15 protein-coding genes and 1 pseudogene are annotated in these 20,373 nt (G+C 27.6%); 15 read left to right on the forward strand and 1 reads right to left on the reverse strand.

Annotated features, from left to right (window positions below):
- Positions 1 to 146: 146 nt before the first annotated feature.
- The 14 genes and pseudogenes from ACYUEW_RS01610 (at position 147) to ACYUEW_RS01675 (ending at position 17,215) form a co-directional block, all read left to right on the forward strand.
- Positions 147 to 1,256 carry a PLL family lectin gene (locus tag ACYUEW_RS01610; protein WP_460276094.1) on the forward strand — a complete coding sequence of 370 codons (1,110 nt, stop codon included), beginning with the start codon at positions 147 to 149 and terminating at the stop codon, positions 1,254 to 1,256.
- A gap of 619 nt (positions 1,257 to 1,875) precedes the next feature.
- Positions 1,876 to 2,787, forward strand: coding sequence for a CPBP family intramembrane glutamic endopeptidase (locus ACYUEW_RS01615; protein WP_043031398.1), 912 nt, complete (start codon positions 1,876 to 1,878; stop codon positions 2,785 to 2,787).
- A 12-nt stretch (positions 2,788 to 2,799) separates the two neighbouring features.
- The gene (locus ACYUEW_RS01620; RefSeq protein WP_460276095.1) at positions 2,800 to 3,192 is read left to right on the forward strand and encodes a helix-turn-helix domain-containing protein; all 393 of its coding nucleotides are present in this window, start codon (positions 2,800 to 2,802) and stop codon (positions 3,190 to 3,192) included.
- A 349-nt stretch (positions 3,193 to 3,541) separates the two neighbouring features.
- Positions 3,542 to 4,492 carry a helix-turn-helix domain-containing protein gene (locus tag ACYUEW_RS01625; protein ID WP_460276196.1) on the forward strand — a complete coding sequence of 317 codons (951 nt, stop codon included), beginning with the start codon at positions 3,542 to 3,544 and terminating at the stop codon, positions 4,490 to 4,492.
- Between the two features lie 35 nt (positions 4,493 to 4,527).
- Entirely contained in the window at positions 4,528 to 6,306 is a 1,779-nt protein-coding gene (locus ACYUEW_RS01630; protein WP_460276096.1) for an ABC transporter ATP-binding protein, read from the forward strand.
- A complete protein-coding gene (locus tag ACYUEW_RS01635) occupies positions 6,299 to 8,047 on the forward strand; it encodes an ABC transporter ATP-binding protein (RefSeq protein ID WP_460276097.1) in 1,749 nt (582 codons plus the stop codon). The genes ACYUEW_RS01630 and ACYUEW_RS01635 overlap by 8 nt, the downstream gene beginning before the upstream one ends.
- A gap of 365 nt (positions 8,048 to 8,412) precedes the next feature.
- Positions 8,413 to 9,516 carry a tetratricopeptide repeat protein gene (locus tag ACYUEW_RS01640; protein ID WP_460276098.1) on the forward strand — a complete coding sequence of 368 codons (1,104 nt, stop codon included), beginning with the start codon at positions 8,413 to 8,415 and terminating at the stop codon, positions 9,514 to 9,516.
- A gap of 221 nt (positions 9,517 to 9,737) precedes the next feature.
- Positions 9,738 to 10,817 (forward strand): Ig-like domain-containing protein, encoded by a 1,080-nt coding sequence (locus ACYUEW_RS01645; protein WP_257411562.1) that lies wholly within the window; start codon positions 9,738 to 9,740, stop codon positions 10,815 to 10,817.
- Between the two features lie 330 nt (positions 10,818 to 11,147).
- Positions 11,148 to 11,736: pseudogene (locus tag ACYUEW_RS01650) on the forward strand (Ig-like domain-containing protein); the annotation flags it as partial.
- A gap of 554 nt (positions 11,737 to 12,290) precedes the next feature.
- Positions 12,291 to 12,974, forward strand: coding sequence for a response regulator transcription factor (locus ACYUEW_RS01655; RefSeq protein WP_460276099.1), 684 nt, complete (start codon positions 12,291 to 12,293; stop codon positions 12,972 to 12,974).
- A 5-nt stretch (positions 12,975 to 12,979) separates the two neighbouring features.
- Positions 12,980 to 14,401: a sensor histidine kinase gene (locus tag ACYUEW_RS01660; RefSeq protein WP_163201216.1), complete on the forward strand. Its 1,422-nt coding sequence runs from the start codon at positions 12,980 to 12,982 to the stop codon at positions 14,399 to 14,401.
- 291 nt (positions 14,402 to 14,692) lie between these two features.
- Entirely contained in the window at positions 14,693 to 15,409 is a 717-nt protein-coding gene (locus ACYUEW_RS01665) for a M15 family metallopeptidase (RefSeq protein ID WP_085333076.1), read from the forward strand.
- Between the two features lie 20 nt (positions 15,410 to 15,429).
- On the forward strand, positions 15,430 to 16,122 hold the full coding sequence (locus ACYUEW_RS01670; protein ID WP_085333077.1) for a response regulator transcription factor: 693 nt from the start codon (positions 15,430 to 15,432) through the stop codon (positions 16,120 to 16,122).
- Complete coding sequence (locus ACYUEW_RS01675; RefSeq protein WP_460276100.1) at positions 16,112 to 17,215, forward strand: sensor histidine kinase; 1,104 nt, start codon at positions 16,112 to 16,114, stop codon at positions 17,213 to 17,215. The genes ACYUEW_RS01670 and ACYUEW_RS01675 overlap by 11 nt, the downstream gene beginning before the upstream one ends.
- A 159-nt stretch (positions 17,216 to 17,374) precedes the next feature.
- Here the strand turns inward: ACYUEW_RS01675 and ACYUEW_RS01680 are convergent, their stop codons facing one another.
- Positions 17,375 to 19,042, reverse strand: coding sequence for a DHA2 family efflux MFS transporter permease subunit (locus ACYUEW_RS01680; protein ID WP_460276101.1), 1,668 nt, complete (start codon positions 19,040 to 19,042; stop codon positions 17,375 to 17,377).
- A gap of 153 nt (positions 19,043 to 19,195) precedes the next feature.
- Here ACYUEW_RS01680 and ACYUEW_RS01685 point away from each other — a divergent pair, with 153 nt between their 5' ends.
- Positions 19,196 to 19,840: a TetR/AcrR family transcriptional regulator gene (locus ACYUEW_RS01685; RefSeq protein WP_460276102.1), complete on the forward strand. Its 645-nt coding sequence runs from the start codon at positions 19,196 to 19,198 to the stop codon at positions 19,838 to 19,840.
- The last annotated feature ends 533 nt before the right edge of the window (positions 19,841 to 20,373 follow it).

The raw sequence follows: 20,373 nt of genomic DNA on the forward strand, positions 1-20,373 counted from the left end.
GCTACTTTTTGTTATATCTATAGCTATAGCTGTAGATATATTTGTTGTAGTAAAAAATGCTTCATTTAGAACAATAACAGAAAAGTAACGTTTGGGGTTGTATGGTATATAATGTATTTTAGAGAGTATTCCAAGGAGGAGTTTATTTGAAACCCTATAAAACAAACAAAGTATTTTATTGTCCATATTATGAAAGTAGTTTTATGGTACCACTAGGTCTTTTTGATTTTTATTCAAGTGATTACCGTGGTGATAAACTGAGAAAGTCTCCATATGATAATAGTCAAGTATTATCCGTAATTAATAATGCAGATGGACGTTTGGAGGTGTTTGCTAGAAACACCAATTATGAATTATATCACATATGGCAGACAGCACCCAGTAATGGATGGAGTAGTTGGGACTCAATGGGTGGATGGGTTAATGGAATGGCAGTAGGAAGAAATGAAGATGGACGTTTAGAGGTATTTGCAATCGGAAAAGACAATGCATTATGGCACATATGGCAAACATCACCCAATAATGGTTGGAGTAACTGGGCTTCAATGGGTGGCTGGGTTGATCAAATAGCAGTAGGAAATAATGCAGATGGACGCTTAGAAGTATTTGCAAGAGGAAAAGATAATGCGTTATGGCATATATGGCAAACATCACCAAGTAATGATTGGAGCAGTTGGGATTCAATGGGTGGCTGGATTAACGGGATAGAAGTAGGAAGAAATGCAGATGGACGCTTAGAAGTATTTGTAATAGGAAATGACAATGCATTATGGCACATATGGCAAAAATCACCCAATAATGGCTGGAGTAATTGGGCTTCAATGGGTGGCTGGATTGATCAAATAGCAGTAGGAAAGAATGGAGATGGACGCTTAGAAGTATTTGCAAGAGGAAAAGATAATGCGTTGTGGCATATATGGCAAACATCACCAAGTAATGGTTGGAGCGCTTGGGCTTCAATGGGTGGCTGGATTAACGGGATAGAAGTAGGAAGAAATGCAGATGGACGTTTAGAAGTATTTGTAATAGGAAAAGACAATGCATTATGGCACATATGGCAAACAGCACCCAATAATGGTTGGAGCAACTGGGCTTCAATGGGTGGCTGGATTGATCAACTAGTAGTAGGAAAGAATGGAGATGGACGCTTAGAAGTATTTGCAAGAGGAAAAGATTATGCGTTATGGCATATATGGCAAATATCACCAAGTAATGGTTGGAGCAGTTGGGCTTCGCTAGGAGGAGTTATAATTTAATTTTGAAGTTGACGGAGGCTAGTTAGAGACCAGATTACGTTGAAAAATATGTGGTACAAGAATTAAAGAAACAGTACTTTTACAAAAGCTACAAGCACCATAATATTTGTATGCAATTTTAATGGATAAACAAATAAGAAAAAATAATTGTTGAAAGTTAATTATAGGGTAATATAATATTAAAAAAAGTTTACGTTTTACTCGCTAAGGTGAACCGTACTTTTATACGCTAAAATACAGTATCATATTCAGAATAATTTAAAGGCTACTTATATATAAGTGGCCTTTAAATTTTGTTCAAATTAAAGTGAATTATAATATTTATAGTAATTATAAGGTTTAGATTTTAGGGGCTAAAATGAAAATTGGAGTAGTAATGCATTTTAAAGTTAATTATAAGGCTAAGAAAATGATGAATCAAGAATGGAAATGTTTAAGAAAGACTCTTCAAATAATATGATACTATAACCGTTGAAACATTGAAAATTGAACAATGTTAACTTTGGTTGACATATTGCTAAGCTCAATTGGTAGCTATTATTAAAAATAAAATGTAAACTTTGTTGTAAGAAAAAGTATATTTATTTTGATGTGAATAATTAATTGGAGGGCAGAGTTTATGAAAGAAATAATGATGATGATTAATCCCTTTAAGGAGGACGTAGGTGATATTTCTAAGGAATTATATGTAATTAAAAAGTTACTTGGCTTTATTGTAGTATTTATATCATCTAAGATTATTGCAGAGGTTATAGTAATATTGGGACTAGCTGCAGCAGGTTATAATTTTTTGCAGGGAGAGATGCCCAGTAACGATGTTATGACGTTAATTAAGTATTATGGGTATTCGATTCATGTGGCAATAACAATACTATATTGCAAGTTTATAGAAAAGAGAAATTTAGAAAGTATGGGGATTGTAAAAAAGAAAATTGCAAAGTCGTATTTTTTAGGAACAGGAATAGCAGTAATACTACTCTGTATTATATTTGTTTTGTGCGTATTCAGTGGGGCTGTTGTATATTATGGGAAAAATGATGATATAAATATAATCCTTATTGTGGCATACTTAGGAGGTTTTATTATTCAAGGGGCTATGGAAGAAATTATGTGTAGAGGATTTTTGATGAATTCACTTCTATATAAAATTCCTACTAGCATAGCAATATTGATTAGTTCAGCTATGTTTGCATTCCCACATTTTTTTGCCCTTTTTCAGTCTAATACAATAGTTGTAATTGTAGGGATAGTTAATTTATTATTATTTTCAACAGTAGTATCTTTATTAATGATTAAGTATAATAATATATGGGTATCATGTGCTGTTCATAGTATTTGGAATTTTATGTTATCAATTATAATTGGAATTAATCTAAGTGGTTCAAACAGTGCATCATCAGTGTTTAAATTTAATTCTAATGAAAATATGAAACTGTTAAGTGGTGGTAAATATGGAATAGAGGCTGGATTAATTTGTACAATAGTATTAATTTTATTTGTTATAGTATTAGGTAGAAAGGGTGAGAGGTAGAGAGGTAAGGAAATGGCGTTTAGTAATAAATTATATTCTTTGAGAAAGCAAAAAGGATTATCACAAGATGAATTAGGTAGCAAGTTAAATGTTTCAAGACAAACGATTTCTAAGTGGGAACTTGGCGAAACTACACCAGAACTAGAAAAATTAATAGCATTAGGAGACTTTTTTGAAGTATCCCTAGATGAATTAGTAATGGACGTAAAAGCAAAAGAGAGTACAAAGACAGAGCCATTAGTAATGAATAGGCTTGAAACAATAATTGATAGCATTGATCGAGAAAATGTTAAGATGTATACAAAGAAGATATGCAAAATAGTACTAATAATTATGGTAATAATTCTTGCTATTGATTTGATTTCAATGATTGTGTACTTTATACTTAATGGTTTCCCGGTATAAACTTACTATACACAAAATAAATATGAAAAAAATAATGAATTAATAGCTAGTAAAATGTAATACATTTTACTAGCTATTATTATATAAAAATAAAAATGTCTAAATGGTCAAGAATAGTCTAAATGGAGAAGAAGGGCTTTTATACTTTTGTTACACTAATAGTGAACAATTAAGGGTTTAAAGCATAATACAAAGAATTTATTAAGGGGATAACGCAATGGGGAATTATTTTATTATGTTAGAAAAAAAGATTAATGAAGGGTCGAGTATAAGGTTAAATAGAAAAGGTCTAATTAGTTAGAATTTAATAATAGGGAGGAATAATTACTTGAAATATATATCACATTTAATGAAGGAAAAAGAACAGGATAAAGATGATGTATCTATAATTACTGAAGGGGAAGATTGTAAGGTTTTCCAGATACAAAATGAAACAGGAGAGGGAATTATGAAATCCTATTGTGTATTTCCAGGGGTATCTTTGATGTATAATGATTTTCACATGAAAAGTTGTGAGTCAAATTTTAAGATAGATGTAGATAGTCTTTGTATTGATCATTGTCGTGAAGGGCGTATTGAACATGAAATACGTAAGGGTGTATATAGCTATTTAGGTACTGGGGATCTGAAGATAGATCCACGAATTCATCATAGTGGACATGTAGAATTTCCTTTTAATCACTATCATGGAATTAGTATATTCTTTAATTTAGAAGAAGCTTCAAAGGCACTTCCTTTAGAAATTCGTGATTTCCCAGTGGATTTATATGAGATTCAGAAAAAATATTGTGATGATAGATCTCCATTTATAATTAAGAGCGACCCTTCTATAGAACACATTTTTTCAGAATTATATACTGTACCCCAGAAAATTAAAAAGGCTTATTTTAAAATAAAGATATTAGAGCTACTTCTTTATTTAGATGCACTGGAATTACCTTCAAATTGTGAAGAGCAACCTTATTTTTATAAAACACAAGTGGAAAAAGTTAAGGCTATTCATACTTTAATGACTGAAAATCTTTATAAGCATTATACTTTAGACCAGTTATCTAAAGAGTTTGATATTCCATTAACATCAATGAAAATTTGTTTTAAGAATGTATACGGTAATTCCATATTTGCTTACATGCGTTTTTATAGAATAAATATGGGGGCTGTATTATTACGTCAAAACAAAGAGTGCAGCATCACAGAAATTGCTGGAAAAGTAGGATATGATAGTCCAAGTAAATTTTCTACTGCCTTTAAGGATGTTATGGGAGTATCTCCACTTATTTATAGAAAAAATTCAATTTAAATTGATTAAAGTAAAGTGAAGGGAGTGGTAATTATATGGAAAAAGAAAGTTGGCTAAAAACACTTTTTACTTTTGCTTCACCTTATAAGACAAAGATGATTCTATCAGTAATTTGTGCAGTTATTAGCGTAGTAGGCGGATTTATACCTTATTTAGGAATATATCAAATTATATCTCTATTTATTAATGGAAGTATAACAACTAAGTCTCTTTTATTTTGGTGTGGGGTTTGCATTCTAAGTTATATTATCTATATTATTTTTTATGGAATTTCTACAGTATTATCTCACACTTGTGCTTATGCTATTTTAGAAGGCTTACGTTTAAAAATTGCTGACCGTTTGATGAGAGCACCCTTGGGAGAAGTTACTTCAAAAACTATTGGACACCTTAAAAATATTATTGTGGACAAGGTAGAGGGAATAGAAAGGCCTTTGGCTCATATGATTCCTGAAATGGGATCTAACATATTATTGCCTATTGCGGTATTTATATATTTATTTACTATAGATTGGAGAATGGGACTAGCATCTATGATTACTATCCCTTTTGGGATAATTCCAATGGTACTTTCAGTAAAAACATTTAACTTACAGTATGCAGCTTACATGAAAGCTAATGATTATGTTAACAGTGTAATTGTAGAGTATGTACAAGGAATTGAAGTGGTTAAAACCTTTAATCAAAGCACTAAATCCTATGAAAAATTTCAAGATTCAGTAAAATCCTTTAAAGATTTCACATTAGCTTGGTTTGAAAGCACATGGAAAACTATGAATTTTATATTTGCTATATTACCAACAACTTTATTGGGAACTCTTCCAATTGGCCTTATTTTATATAAGAATGGAAGTTTGACTCCATCAGAACTTACTATGTGTTTGATTTTATCTATTGGAATCATTGGACCAATACTAAAATCAACAAGCTTTATTAATGAATTAAAGGCTATGGAACATTGTGTAAATGGATCTAAGGAGTTATTAAATTTAAAGGAACTTAAAAGTGAGGAAAATTACGTAGATTTAAACCATTATAATGTTGAGTTTAAGGATGCTTCATTCTCATACGATGATAATGATTACCAAATGGTATTGGATAAGCTGAATTTTAAAATACCACAAAAAAGTTTTACAGCATTGGTAGGACCTTCAGGTGGAGGAAAGTCTACAGTAGCTAAATTAATAGCTAGATTTTGGGATGTAAGTAAAGGAAGTATAACAATTGGAGGAATAGATATTCGAAAAATACCACTTTCACAGTTAGCGTGCATGGTAAGTTTTGTTACCCAAGATAACTTTTTATTTAATTGTTCAATAAAAGAAAATATTCGGTTGGGTAATTTAAAGGCTAGTGATGAGGAAGTTTTAAAAGCTGCAAAGGCAGCTTGTTGTGATGAATTTATTATGAATCTTGAAAAGGGCTATGACACCTTAGTAGGAGAAGCGGGAAAGAGCTTATCTGGTGGAGAAAAGCAACGTATAGCTATAGCAAGAGCTATTTTAAAGGATGCCCCTATTGTAATACTAGATGAGGCAACTGCCTTTACTGATCCTGAAAATGAGGAGAAGATACAAAGGTCTATTATGGCTTTAGCAAAAGGAAAGACATTGCTAATTATTGCTCATAGACTATCTACGATTCAAAATGCAGACCAAATTTTAGTTCTAAAAAATGGGAAGATAGAAGGTTCAGGAAAACAACAGGAGTTACTTAAAACTTGTTCACTTTACAATGAAATGTGGAAATCTCATATTGATGCAAAAAATTGGTCTATATCAGGAGTTAGGAAGGAGGTAGAAGAAGATGTTTAAAACAATTAAACGTATCATTTTATGGTCTAAAGGATATGAAAAACGTTTATATTTAGGTATTGTTTTCTCTTTCCTTGCTACCTGTTTTACTGCAGGTCCTACTATTGTTGCTTCTTGGGCACTAAATCAAGTTTTACTCGATATGCGTGGAGAAAGGGAAATGACTATAAGTGTAATTTGGATTTCTTTTTTAGCTATCATAGTCCTTATATTACTAAGGTTTTTATGCTCTTATTGGAAAGCAAAACTTCAAGAGAGTATTGGAAATGAGGTAGCAGCAGAACAACGTATCCATATAGGAGATATTCTAAAGAGAGTTTCTTTAGGATATTTTAACAAAAATAGTATTGGGGACATTTTATCCACTATAACAACAGAACTTTCTTCTGTAGAGTTACAAGGTATGAAGATAATAGATGCAGTAGTAAATGGTTATGCTAATTTACTAGCAATAGTTCTTTGTTTGGCTTATTTTAGTTGGCAAGCAGCAATTGTATCAGTTATAGGGGCACTTTTATCTGCCTTAGCATTAAGAGGTATGAATAAAAAAAGTAATAGTACAGCCTCTATTAATCATAAGGTATCAGAAGATTTAGCAAGCGCTACCATAGAATATATACATGGATTACCTATAGTTAAATCCTTTGGACAGGAAGGAGTAGCTATGGAGAGTATAAGAAACACTTGTAAGAATAGTAAAGATATAAGTATTAAAATTCAAAGAGAATTTGTACCTTTTAATTGTTTACATTTATTTGCACTTAAAATGGCATCTGTTGGTATAGTTTTAGTAACTGGATGCCTTACTATGAGTACAAAAATGGAACTCCCAAACTTTCTTATGATGGCAATTTTTGCATTTATGATATTTGGTGGAGTAGAAAATATTAATGAATCAGCTCATATGTTAGGGATTATTGAATCAGCATTGAATAAATTAGGGAAAATTGAGAAGGTGGATTATATTGATTCTGATGGTAAAGATATAGAGCTTAAAAATTATAATATTAACTTTGAGCATGTATCTTTTGGTTATGATGAGCGTAGGATTTTGAATAATATTTCTTTTGAAATACCAGAGAATACAACCACAGCTATTGTTGGTCCATCTGGCAGTGGAAAATCTACTTTATGTAATTTAATTTCTCGTTTTTATGATGTGAATGAGGGTAGAATTAGAGTAGGAGGACATGATGTTAGAGAATTCACTTGTGACAGCTTACTAAAAAATATAAGTATGGTATTTCAAAATGTTTACCTATTTCATGATACTATTCGTAACAATATTTTATTTGGTAATCTCAGTGCTACAGAAGAGGAGATAGTTAAAGCAGCTAAAGAGGCATGTTGTCATGACTTCATAATAGCATTACCAGATGGTTATGACACCATAGCAGGGGAAAGAGGATCATCACTTTCTGGTGGAGAAAAACAACGTATTTCTATAGCACGTGCTATTTTAAAGAATGCACCTATTGTAATATTAGATGAGGCTACAGCTAGCATTGACCCAGAAAATGAACATTTAATTAAGCAGGCAATTTCAGCATTAACTCATGGAAAAACCATTATTATTATTGCTCATAGATTAGCAACTATTGAAAAGGCAGATCAAATTCTTGTAGTTGATGGTGGCAGAATTGTTCAAAAAGGTAGACATGAAGAATTAATAAATGAAGAAGGCGTGTACAAGAGATTTATAAATATTCGTGAGAAAGCTGAAGGGTGGAGAATAATTTAGAATAAATGAAATAGCATTATTAAATTAAAAATAGTATTAAAACAAAAAAATATCTTTAGATATATTTTAATTATACCTAAGGGTATTTTTTATTTTAAAGTATAAAATTTAATAAAAACTTTTAAAAACAACTGATCTAACAAGTCTGCCTATTACAGGAAATGTAACAGCTATAATACCTTTTTTACATTTAATATTTTAGGATTTAATTAAAAGTTAACGAAGTAATTTATATATAATCATAGAATAATATAAAAAATATATTTAAAATTCTCACTCGGAAACAAAATGGCAACAAATTCATTATATTTGGTAAAAATACCATGGTAATATTTAGGTATACCAAATGGGAGGAGTGAATTTTTATGAGAAAAAAAGCTATAATTTCTTTACTATTAATATTAATATTTATGCTAAGTGTTTCAGGGTGCGGTAAAAAAGAAAAGACAAGTGTATTAACCAACAATGTAAAACAACAAGAAGCTATGAAAGAAAATGAAATAAAAAAATTTATTAAAAATGGAACTAATTTTTTAAATGAAGGAAAATATGATGATGCTAAAAGTTCTTTTGAAAAAGCAGTTTCAATGGAGAGATCTAACAAGGTATCTTATATAGAAATAAAAAATAAATATATGGAAAAAAATAGATTAGATGATGCTTATCATTTTGTAAAACTAGCCGTAAGTAATAATGTTGATACTGAAAATATGAAAAAATTATTAAATGATATAAAATCAAAGTTTGAAGTTACTAAATTATATATTAATGTATATCAAAATAATGAATACAAATTACCAGATAAAATTAAAGCTAAAATAAATGATGAAGACAAGGAGGTTGAGGTTATTTGGAATAATAAAAATGTAGATACAAGTGAAATAGGAACTATAAAGTACCAAGGTAAAATAGAACAGTATGATAGAATCGCTGAATTAAATCTTAAAGTAATAGAACTTGAAAAAGAGACTAAGAAAGAGATGAAAAAAGAAAATAACACTCAAAAAGTGAAGAATATTCAAGAAGAAAATAAGAATGAAAAAGTAAAAGAAGTTAAAAATGGAAAACAGATAGGATTTATAAATGGAATATATGAAAGAAATGGTAAAAGATATTTAAAATTTGATGAGGTAGAATTCTTTAAAAACAAAGATGCTAATGATAGGATTGCAGAAAGAGAAGTCATAAAAGACGGAAAGAAGGAATATTTACTAGATGGAAGAGTAACAGATGATTATTATCTTAGAAATAATGATAATAGTTTAGAAAATTATGAAATATCTGAAAATGTAGAGGTAGATGTTTGTAAGTATCATATAGATAAAAATATTAATACTATAGATTTGCAAAGAATCAATTATGAAAAATTTAAAACTTTAGATAATGTTTATGGTCAGGGCAATGCTTTATTCTATATATATGTAGAAGATAATGTAATAGTAAAAATACAAGAACAATTTAGACCTTAAGGGTATAAAATATTAAATAAGTTAAAAATAGATTCCTTTAAATAGTGATGATGCTTAGAATATTACTGAAAGAAAAGATTCAGCAATATTCTAAGCATATATTTGTAAAGTATTATATAATTTAAATTTTCACCCGGAAACAAATTGGAAACAAGTTTATTAATTTTGGTAAAAATACCATGGTAATATTTAAATATACCAAATGCAAGGAGTGAAAATTTATGAGAAAAAAAGCTATAATTTCATTAATATTAATATTAATAGTTATGCTAAGTGCCTCAGGTTGTGGGAAGAAACAAAAAACAAGTATATTAGCAAATGATGTAAAACAACAAGAGGCCATGAAAGAAAATGAAATAAAAAAATTTATTAAAGATGGAACTAATTTTCTAAATGCAGGAAAATATGATGATGCTAAAAGTTCTTTTGAAAAAGCAATTTCAATGGACAAGTCTAACAAGGGAGCTTATATAGAAATAAAAAATAAATATATGAAAAAGAATAGAATAGATGATGCTTACTATTTTATAAAATTAGCTGTAAGCAATAATGTTGATACTGAAAATATGAAAAAATTATTAAATGATATAAAATCAAAATTTGAAGTTGTCAAAGTATATGTGAATGTATATCAAGATAATGAATACAAATTACCAGATAAAATTAAAGCGAAAATAAACAATGAAGACAAGGAAGTTGGAGTTGTTTGGAATAATAAGAGTGTAGATACAAGTAAAGTAGGAACTATAAAGTACGAAGGTAAAATAGAACAGTATGATAGAATTGCTGAATTATATCTTGAAATAATAGAAATTGAAAAAGAGACTAAAAAAGAAGATAACACTAAAAAAGTGAAGAAGATTCAAGAAGAAAATAAGAATGAAAAAGTAAAAGAAGTTAAAGAAGGAAAACAGATAGGATTTATAAATGAAATATATGAACAAAATGGTAAAAGATATTTGAAATTTGATGATGTACAATTTTTCTTAAAGAAAGACGCTAATGATAAAACTCCAGAAATAGAAGCTATAAAAGATGGTAAGATAAAGGCAGAAAATGTAGGAAAGGTACCATGTCAGTTTTATATTAGAAATAAAGATAAGAGTTTAGGAACTTATGAAATATCGCCAAATGTAGATATATATATTTCTGGATATCGTAATAATTTAAATGCTTTAGATTTACAAAAGGTTAATTATGAAAGCTTTAAAAATTTAGGATTTGATAATGGAAGTTTTTTAGCGTATATATATGTAGAAAATAATGTAATAGTAAGAATAGAAGAACAGTTTATACCATAAAGTTATAAAATGGTTAATATTGGGCGTTGTGGATTTGTGTTATTAAAAGATAATGTAATAAAATATTAATATAGAAAATTATTTTTATTAATTATTAACACATAATATAATTGATATAAAAAAGAACCTATGGACAAGACCATCTTTTATGTGTTTAGTCTATAAGTATAATTTTAATTTTGAGTAAGATTACTAGTTTCCTTTATATCCTTTAAGAAGAAGGATATAGCTAAAACTTTTCTTGGGAAACAAATTGGTAACAAATTTGTTAATTTTGGCAAAATAATAATGATAATATCTGGATAGAGAAGGCATAAGGAGTGATAATTTATGACAAAAAAAACTATAATTTCTTTAATATTAATATTAACAGTTATGCTAAGTGTTTCTGCCTGCGGCAATAAACAAAAAACCAGTGTGTTAACAAATAATGTAGAAAAAGAAGAGGCAATGCAGGAAAATGAAATAAAAAAATTTATTGCAAATGGGACTAACTTTTTAAATGTAGGAAAATATGATGATGCTAAAAGTTCTTTTGAAAAAGCAATTTTAATGGACAAGTCTAACAAGGAATCTTATATAGAAATAAAAAATAAATATATGGAAAAGAAAAGAACTGACGATGCTTATTATTTTATAAAATTAGCTGTAACCAATAATGTTGATACTGAAAATATGAAAAAATTATTAAATGATATAAAATCAAAATTTGAAGTTACCAAAGTATATGTAAATGTTTATCAAAATAATGAATACAAATTACCAGATAAAATTAAAGCAAAAATAAACAATGAAGACAAGGAAGTTGGAGTTGTTTGGAATAATAAGAATATAGATACAAGTAAAGTAGGAACTATAAAGTACGAAGGTAAAATAGAACAATATGATAGAATGGCTGAACTAAATCTTAAAATAATAAAAGCACAAGAACAAGAAAAGTCAAATCCTAAAAACAACAATAAAGTAGATTCTAAAAATAACAACAAAGTAGATTCTAAAAATAACAACAAAGTATTAGAACACTCTAAAAATAATAAAGTGGACTTTACTCAAGAGAAATCATTAGAATATGCTAAAAAGTACTATAAAAATAATGAGGATTTATCTTATTCAATTATTCCAGAAGTTAAAAATCAAAATGATAAAAAATATTATGAGATTGTAGTAAAGTCAAAATCATTTATAAAACAAGGTGGAACAGGAACTGTTGGTGTTATTAAGGTTTTTGAAGATGGTAAGATAATAGAAAAAAATTAAATTTAAATAAATCCAGAATATATTTATTATTTATAGATAAAAATTTTTTGAAATAGAATATATTTACTAAAAAAGTAATAGTGTATACTTATAGCATATTCATAAAAAATATTATATAGATAAGTTTCAAATTTTAATTTAGTGTTAAATTATAAATAAGTTGGAAAACACACAGATATTTCGGTGTATAAATGTTAATAGTAAGGGGAAATTACAATGGGATTTAAGGTTCTAATAGTTGAAGATGAAGTGTCTATAAATGATATTTTAGTATCTGCATTAAGGGCAGATGGATATACTGCCAAGGGTGTATTTTTAGCCAAGGATGCACAAGATGCTTTAGAGATTTTTCACCCAGATTTAATATTATTAGATATAAACTTACCAGATGAGAATGGTTTTGAATTATGTAGGTATATAAATAATAAATACTGTATTCCAATAATTATGTTAACTGCTCGTAATGATATTGTGGACAAGGTTTTAGGATTAGAGTTAGGCGCGGATGATTATATTACTAAACCATTTAATATAAAAGAGGTATTAACTAGGGTAAAGGTTGCAATAAGAAGAGTTAATAAGTATAAAGAAAAATCAGAGGAAGAGTTTATATATATAAATAAATTTGTTAAAGTGAATTTAGAGGGTAGAATTGTATTTAAAGATGATGAAGAAATTAAACTAAAACCTCAAGAATATGAATTGTTAGAGTTTTTTATTAAAAACAGAAATATAGTTTTTTCAAGAGAAATTATCTTAAATAAAGTTTGGGGATTTGATTATGAGGGTGAGGTTAGAACAGTGGATGTTCATGTTAGAAGATTAAGAAGTAAGCTTGATAAAGAAAATGCAACATCTATCATAGATACTGTTTTTGGAATAGGATATGTAATGAGGTAACTTTTATGAAAATAAGATATAAATTTATAACTGGTTTAATATTTATACTGATAGTTTCTATGGTAATAATGAATGTTGCAATAACAAATGTTTTAAATTCAAATATGGAGAATGGTATAAATAATTTTTTGAAACAAGTAATGAATAGCACCCACGAGTATGTAAAGTACACCCTTGTGACTAATAGTACTAAGGACAAAAAAGAAGCATTAGTTGAAGAGGGTAATTATATAATAAAACATATATCTTTAAATTATGAATGTAAATGTGATATAAGAGATATAAATTATAAATTGATAGAAGGAAATGTTCCAGAAGAATTCAGAAGTATAACAAAAAAAAGTAAAGAAATAGTCATGGATGGTAAAGCTGTAGTAGATTTGAAGTATAAAAATAATGGAGTAGATGCAATGCTAACCTATCCTATATATATTGATAATAAATATATGGGGATCGTAAGTATAGTAAAGAATTATGATACAGAATATAGGAACTATAAAAATACTATAAATATTATAAATATTATAGAACTTGGAACATTTATAGTTATATTTATATTCTTATTTTTAAGGACAAATAAAATTACTGAGCCAATTACCGAATTAACAGATGCAATAAAAAAACTAGGATATGGGGATTACGATATTTATATTGCTGAACATGGAAAAGATGAGGTAGCAATATTAGCAAGAGAATTTATAAATATGAGAGATAAAATAAAAGAACAGATAGAAACTATTGAATCAGAAAAGAACAAGGTTTATAAATTAGAAAAAGGAAGAAAGGAATTTTTTAATAGTGTAACTCATGAGTTAAAAACACCATTAACAGCTATATCAGGATATGCTGAATTATTACTTACAGGAATGGTTCAGGATGAAGAATTTGATAAAAGGGCTATTGAAAGAATCTATTCCGAAAGTGATAGACTTCATAATTTAGTATTAGAGCTTATAGATGTGTCCAAAGGTATGTGTGTTATCGAAGAAGAGCTTAAATATATTGATATAAAAGAGCTTATTATCCAATGTTGTAATGATATGAATATAAAGGCTAACAAATATTCCTTAAAAATAATACAAAATATAAATGAAGGAACAGTTAAGGCACAACAGGATAAAATTAGGCAAGTATTAATCAATATAATCGATAATGCAATAAAATATTCCCATGGAGGAAATGAGATATACGTTAATTCTTATATATTAGATAATAAATATGTTGTTGAAGTAATAAATAATAGTAATCCAATTCCAGATGAAATATTTAATAATATATTTGAACCTTTTATAAAATCTAATAATGATAATAAAGATAGTAGGGGACTCGGGTTATATTTATGCAATGAAATAATTAAAGAACATAATGGTGAAATAACTATAGAAAATGGATCTCTAATAAAAGTAAAAATTACTTTAATAATTTAAATATATGAAAAGCACATTAATCTTCGAGGGATAAGTGCTTTTTCTTTTTATGGTTAATTTCTATATGAATTCCAAAAAATTTAATCTTAATATTTAAATTAGAACTAAAAATATATGTAACAAAAGTTAACATGAAGATTTAAGGAGTTTTATAACAATGGGATGATTTAATAAAGATATAAGTTTTGTGGCCGTTTTTTATAAACTTAAGATTTCGTAAGAATTTTTTATAATTCTCGTAAACTCTATCTTCTACAATGAGATTACCATATTAGAAAGGAAGTAGAAGATATGAAAAAAGGATTTAAAAAGAGTTTATTATTTATTATAATAATAATAATTTGTGGATTTTGTTATATGTTAAAAGATACAGTACTAGAGTTAGAAAATTCAAGTGTTATAGGAATTAATTCTAGCTTAGCTGATAAAGATAAGTTAGTGAAAGAAAATGGTGTTAATATAAGCCCAGAACGATTATTAGTAAACAGAGAGAATGGCCTAAATAAAGATTACATACCAGAAGGGTTAAGTATACCCAACATATCATTTTCAGATAATTTAGAGGATGAAGAAAAACATGTAGCAGGAATTATTGTAAAACCATTAGAAGAATTGATAAATACAGCTAAAGAAGAAGGGATAATATTACTTGGTAACTCAGGCTATAGATCTTATAGATCACAAAAAAATACTTATAAGAATAGGGTGAAATCTCAAGGGAAAAAACTTGCAGATGCATATGTAGCTAAGCCAGGATTTAGTGAACATCAAACAGGACTATGTATTGATATTACTAATAAAGATAGATATTTTGTAGAAGGAACAAAAGAAGCAGATTGGCTTGCAAAAAATTGTTATAGATTTGGATTTATTATAAGATACCCAAAGGAAAAGAAAAGTATAACGAATATAGAACATGAACCTTGGCATATTAGATATGTTGGGAAAGAAGCTGCTAAATATATTTATGATAATAAAATTACCTTAGAGGAATACTTAGGTAAATAATTATATAATTGGAGGAAAACATGAACAATAATATTCTTGTGGTAGATGATGAAAAAGAAATAAGAGATTTATTAGAAATAAATCTTACAAATGAAGGATATAATGTATTTAAGGCAAGGTGTGGAAAAGAAGCTTTAGAAATATTAGAAAGAGAAGAAGTTAATTTAATGGTTTTAGATATAATGATGCCAGATATGGATGGCTTAGAAGTTTGCAAAAGAGCAAGAGAAAAGTATAGCATACCAATTCTTATGCTAAGTGCAAAAGTAGAGGATATGGATAGAATAGAAGGTATTATGACTGGTGCAGATGATTATGTATGTAAGCCTTTTAATCACTTAGAACTTACAGTTAGGATAAGAGCATTACTTAGAAGAGCATATTTTTTAAATACTAAAATGCAAACTACAGATAACATAATAAGAATTGAGTCAATGGTTATAGATAAGAAGCAACACAAGGTTACAATAGATGAGAATGAAATAGATTTAACAGCAAGAGAATTTGAAATTTTATATTTATTAGCTAACAATAGGGGAAGGGTTTTTAGTGCAGAAGAAATTTTTGAAAAGGTATGGAAAGAAAGATATTATCAATCTAATAATACTGTTATGGTACATATGAGTAGACTTAGAGATAAAATAGAAAAATATATGGAAGGTAGTAAGGTAATTCATACTGTGTGGGGAGTTGGTTACAAAATTGAAAAATAAGAGATTATATAAATATTTTTTATTATCATTGGTAGATATATTAATAGCTCTAATATTAACTTACATAACAGCAAATATAAGTAAGAAAATACTAAACTATTTATATGTGAAATTTGACAACGAATTTGCCTTTTATTTTTGGATGTTTTGGAAAAGGCTTAAGTATGAAATAGTTGGTAAATATCTTAATATAATAGTTGGAGCAGTTTTATTTTCAATGTTTTATTTCATCATAACTTATAGAAAAGCTAAAAATTTTGTAGCTATTATAGAAGAAACTGAAATAATGGCTAATGGTGATTTAGATAGAGTTATACAGGTTAATGCGGAAGGGGATATTAAAAATTTAGCAGAAAATATAAATAATATATCAAAACAACTTAAAGATATAACAGTAGCAGAAAGAAATGCACAGAAAACTAAAAATGATTTGATAACCAATGTTTCCCATGATTTAAGGACTCCATTAACTTCAATAATGGGATATTTAGAACTTATTGATAATGATCAATATAAAGATGAGGTGGCACTTAGATATTATGTTAATATAGCCTATGAAAAATCTAAGGGGTTAAATTTGCTTATAAAGGATTTGTTTGAACTTACTAAAATGCAAAACAACACTATTAATCTAGAGAAAGTTGATATTAATTTAGTGGAATTATTAGGGCAAGTAGTTGCTTATTTTGAATATCAATTTAAAAGTGCAAATATGGAATCAAGAATTAATTTTTCAAAAGATAAGCTAATAGTAAATGCAGATGCAGGAAAATTAGTAAGAGCATTTGAAAATTTATTATCTAATGCAATTAAATATGGGAAAGACGGTTATTATGTTGATGTAGTAACAAAACTTGAAGAAAATATGGCAGTAATTCAAATTATAAATTATGGTCAATCAATACCAACAGTAGACTTACCATATATATTTGACAGATTCTATAGAGTAGAAAAATCAAGAAATAACAAAATAGGAGGATCAGGATTAGGTTTAGCTATAACGAAAAATATTATAGAACTACACCAAGGGACTATATCAGCTTATAGTGATAATGACAGTACTATATTTGAAGTAAGATTACCAGTTAAATAAATATTTGATATGACTAGTGCTAATGGAGTTTTAATTTGATGAAAAGGTACAAAAATATTTTATAAACAAAAAAGAAGGAGAACCCTTATATAATAGGAGAGGTTCTCCTTTTTCAATTTTACTATAAGGATATAATTAGTTAAGAAGATGAAAATTAATTTATACTACTATTTCTGTTTTAACTTTTTCTAATTTAGTTTCATTTTTTTTATTAAAAGGTACTGCTATGAGACCTAAGGCTGCAATAATTGCTGTGATTAGGAAACATTTATTATAAACCTTATTGCTTTCATCATTTTTTATCACAGTTGCTTCATCTAAGATATTATGTATTTCTTTTGCTTCAACATTGAACTTTTTCTTAATAGATGGTTTCATTTTATCTGGAACAGATCCTAATACTGTTTTTTCTTTAGCCTCAATTAATCTATCAACCATATCTTTTGAAAAAGAAGTATTTTTGCTAGTGTTTGAAGTCTTTATTTTATCACATATTGTAGATTTAACTTGTTGTTCAAGCACTACATTTTTATTAACTGTATCTATGATTCTACTTTTGGTATTGTCTATAGCTTGAGTAGTGTAATGACTACTTAATGTTGAAACTAAAGCTATAGCTAAACACGCAGTTAATTGCCTAAAACTATTTAGTATACCTGAAGCAATACCATTTTTATCCTTTGATATCTCTTCAAAAGCGCTTTGATATAATGGGGAAGTTGCACCAATTCCAAGTCCTACTGTAATAAAAGAAATATAGATTATCTTTATATTGTTTGAACTATTCATAAATACAAACATAAGGTCTCCTAAAGATACAAAAATTATAGCTAATAGAGAAGTAACTCTAGCACCATATTTTTTAGATATAATACCAAAAATTGGGGACATAATAAAGGAGATACAGCTTACTATACCTAGTATAATTCCAGATTTTAATACTGTATAGCCTAATTGATTTTCTAGATAGAAATTCATTAAATAGGAGATAGGCATAAAGGCGAAGAATATTACTCCAATTATTATTATGGAAGAAGTAAAGCTTTTAATTTTGAATAATTTGAAGTCTATCATTGGATTTTTTACTTTAGCTTCATGTATTATAAAAATGATAGTTGAAATTAAAGATGTTACTAATAAGGTAATTATTATTGTACTTTCCCAACCATAGTAATTTCCTTTAACAAGTAGGAAAATTAGTGCCCCAATTCCATAGGCTAAAAGTATAGAACCTATAATATCTATTTTCTTTTGGATTGTTTTGTCATAGCATTCTTTAACATATTTTACTCCTAAGAAGATAGAAATAAGAATAAAAGGAGCATTTACATAAAATATTGCCTTAAAATTAAAGGCTTCATTTAAGATTCCACCTATAACGGGGCCAGAAGCTGCAGCTACAGAAATTATCATACCAATTATAATAGCAAGCTTTGACATGGCATCTTTCCCCAATAATTCTATGCCTAAAGGTATAGATAATGGAGTAAGAATTGCAGCTCCTATACCTTGAATGATTCTAAAGATTATAATCATATAAAGAGAAGTAGATAGTCCACAAAATATTGATGAAGAACCAAAGACTATAAGACCAATTAAAAATAGTTTCTTTCTTCCATAAATATCTGCAATTTTTGAGAAGTTTATTAAAAGAGCAGAGAAAGGAATTAAATAGGCTGTACTTACCCAAGATATTCCTGTTATATCAGTTTTAAAATAATGAGCCATAGATGGCAAAGATACATTAACTATAGTTGAGTCTAATACTGTTAAAAAGCAAGCTATTGCTAGAGATATAAATGCTAATATTTTTTCTTTTTTATTCATGATACCCTCCAAAATTATTATTATATAAAATATGAATTTGATTTTATGTTCATATAATACACCTGAAAAATTCCAATGTCAATATATGAAATTAATTTCATGTTTCGTTGACTTTTATTTTTTTATCTTTTATTATTAGAGTAGGTGATGAAAATGAAAAGAAAAACAAGAATACCAACTCAAAAAAGAGCTTTGGAAAAATATAATAGAATATTAGAAGCAGCTTATAAATTATTCAATGAAAAAGGTTATTACAATACTACTACAGCAGATATATCTAAAGAAGCGGATGTTGCTACTGGTTCTGTATATGCCTATTTTAAAGATAAGAAGGATATTTACATTAAGGTGATTGAAAGGCTTAATGAAAAATTTATATATCCAACCCATAACTTTTGGGTAGAGAATGTTGATAAACAACTTAATAATGTAGAAGAGGCAAAAGATCTTTTTAGGATATTTATAAAAATGATGATAAAAAAACATGACTTTTCTAAAACCTTTCACGATGAAATGGAGGCATTGACACTTTTAGATGAGGATATAGCTATGATAAGAAAGGAACAGGAGAGGCGTAGGGATGAAAATATAGGAGATATTTTCAGAATTTTATCTATACCTTTTAAAGGTGAAGAGGAAGAAAAGATATTTTTTCATTATTCATTTTTCATAATTGATGATATATGCCATAAGAGTATATACGACGATGAAATAAAAGATATGGATTTATATATTGAAAAATGCATCAATATGATATATTTCTTGTTTCAAGATTGTACTGACTATAAAAATAAATAAGTATAAAAGCAATTTGTACCAATTCTTCCTAGTTATCCTATTACAGAATTTTCATAGTGCAACTTGGATATTATATGATAATTATCTAGAATAGATTGAGGTATTAAATGGAAAAACTTCACTTAGATGTGATACAGTAATATGCAGGTAAATAAATAAATAATATATATTTGAAGTAAAATTACCAGTTAAATAAATATTTTATATAATGAAAAGAATAATTGCTTATAGCTGAAAAGATGATAGACATTGAAATGATTAAACAAGATAATTAAAAAACTTTTTATGATATTTTTTCTATCATAGAAAGCTTTTTAAATAACTGTAACTTTTGTTCAATAATTTCAGTTTTTCACAGCAACAAGAATCAGACCATAATTGTAATACAGTTAAGCTTTGATAACAGGAGTATAGGTGGAGTTGTTTAAGTAAATCCGCTTATACTTCATTTATAATAATTAAATATAATAATTAAATTTTTATTATTTTAGCTCCTATAATTATAGTACCTCTTAAAATGATACCATTTCATT

Source organism: Clostridium sp. CTA-1 (assembly GCF_054768215.1).

What these genes read in the sequence shown, in the direction of transcription:
- ACYUEW_RS01615 (WP_043031398.1), top strand. Translation starts at nt 1,876, where the DNA reads ATGAAAGAAATAATGATGATGATTAATCCCTTTAAGGAGGACGTAGGT.
- ACYUEW_RS01620 (WP_460276095.1), top strand. Translation starts at nt 2,800, where the DNA reads ATGGCGTTTAGTAATAAATTATATTCTTTGAGAAAGCAAAAAGGATTA.
- ACYUEW_RS01625 (WP_460276196.1), top strand. Translation starts at nt 3,542, where the DNA reads ATGAAGGAAAAAGAACAGGATAAAGATGATGTATCTATAATTACTGAA.
- ACYUEW_RS01630 (WP_460276096.1), top strand. Translation starts at nt 4,528, where the DNA reads ATGGAAAAAGAAAGTTGGCTAAAAACACTTTTTACTTTTGCTTCACCT.
- ACYUEW_RS01635 (WP_460276097.1), top strand. Translation starts at nt 6,299, where the DNA reads ATGTTTAAAACAATTAAACGTATCATTTTATGGTCTAAAGGATATGAA.
- ACYUEW_RS01640 (WP_460276098.1), top strand. Translation starts at nt 8,413, where the DNA reads ATGAGAAAAAAAGCTATAATTTCTTTACTATTAATATTAATATTTATG.
- ACYUEW_RS01645 (WP_257411562.1), top strand. Translation starts at nt 9,738, where the DNA reads ATGAGAAAAAAAGCTATAATTTCATTAATATTAATATTAATAGTTATG.
- ACYUEW_RS01655 (WP_460276099.1), top strand. Translation starts at nt 12,291, where the DNA reads ATGGGATTTAAGGTTCTAATAGTTGAAGATGAAGTGTCTATAAATGAT.
- ACYUEW_RS01660 (WP_163201216.1), top strand. Translation starts at nt 12,980, where the DNA reads ATGAAAATAAGATATAAATTTATAACTGGTTTAATATTTATACTGATA.
- ACYUEW_RS01665 (WP_085333076.1), top strand. Translation starts at nt 14,693, where the DNA reads ATGAAAAAAGGATTTAAAAAGAGTTTATTATTTATTATAATAATAATA.
- ACYUEW_RS01670 (WP_085333077.1), top strand. Translation starts at nt 15,430, where the DNA reads ATGAACAATAATATTCTTGTGGTAGATGATGAAAAAGAAATAAGAGAT.
- ACYUEW_RS01680 (WP_460276101.1), bottom strand. Translation starts at nt 19,042, where the DNA reads ATGAATAAAAAAGAAAAAATATTAGCATTTATATCTCTAGCAATAGCT.
- ACYUEW_RS01685 (WP_460276102.1), top strand. Translation starts at nt 19,196, where the DNA reads ATGAAAAGAAAAACAAGAATACCAACTCAAAAAAGAGCTTTGGAAAAA.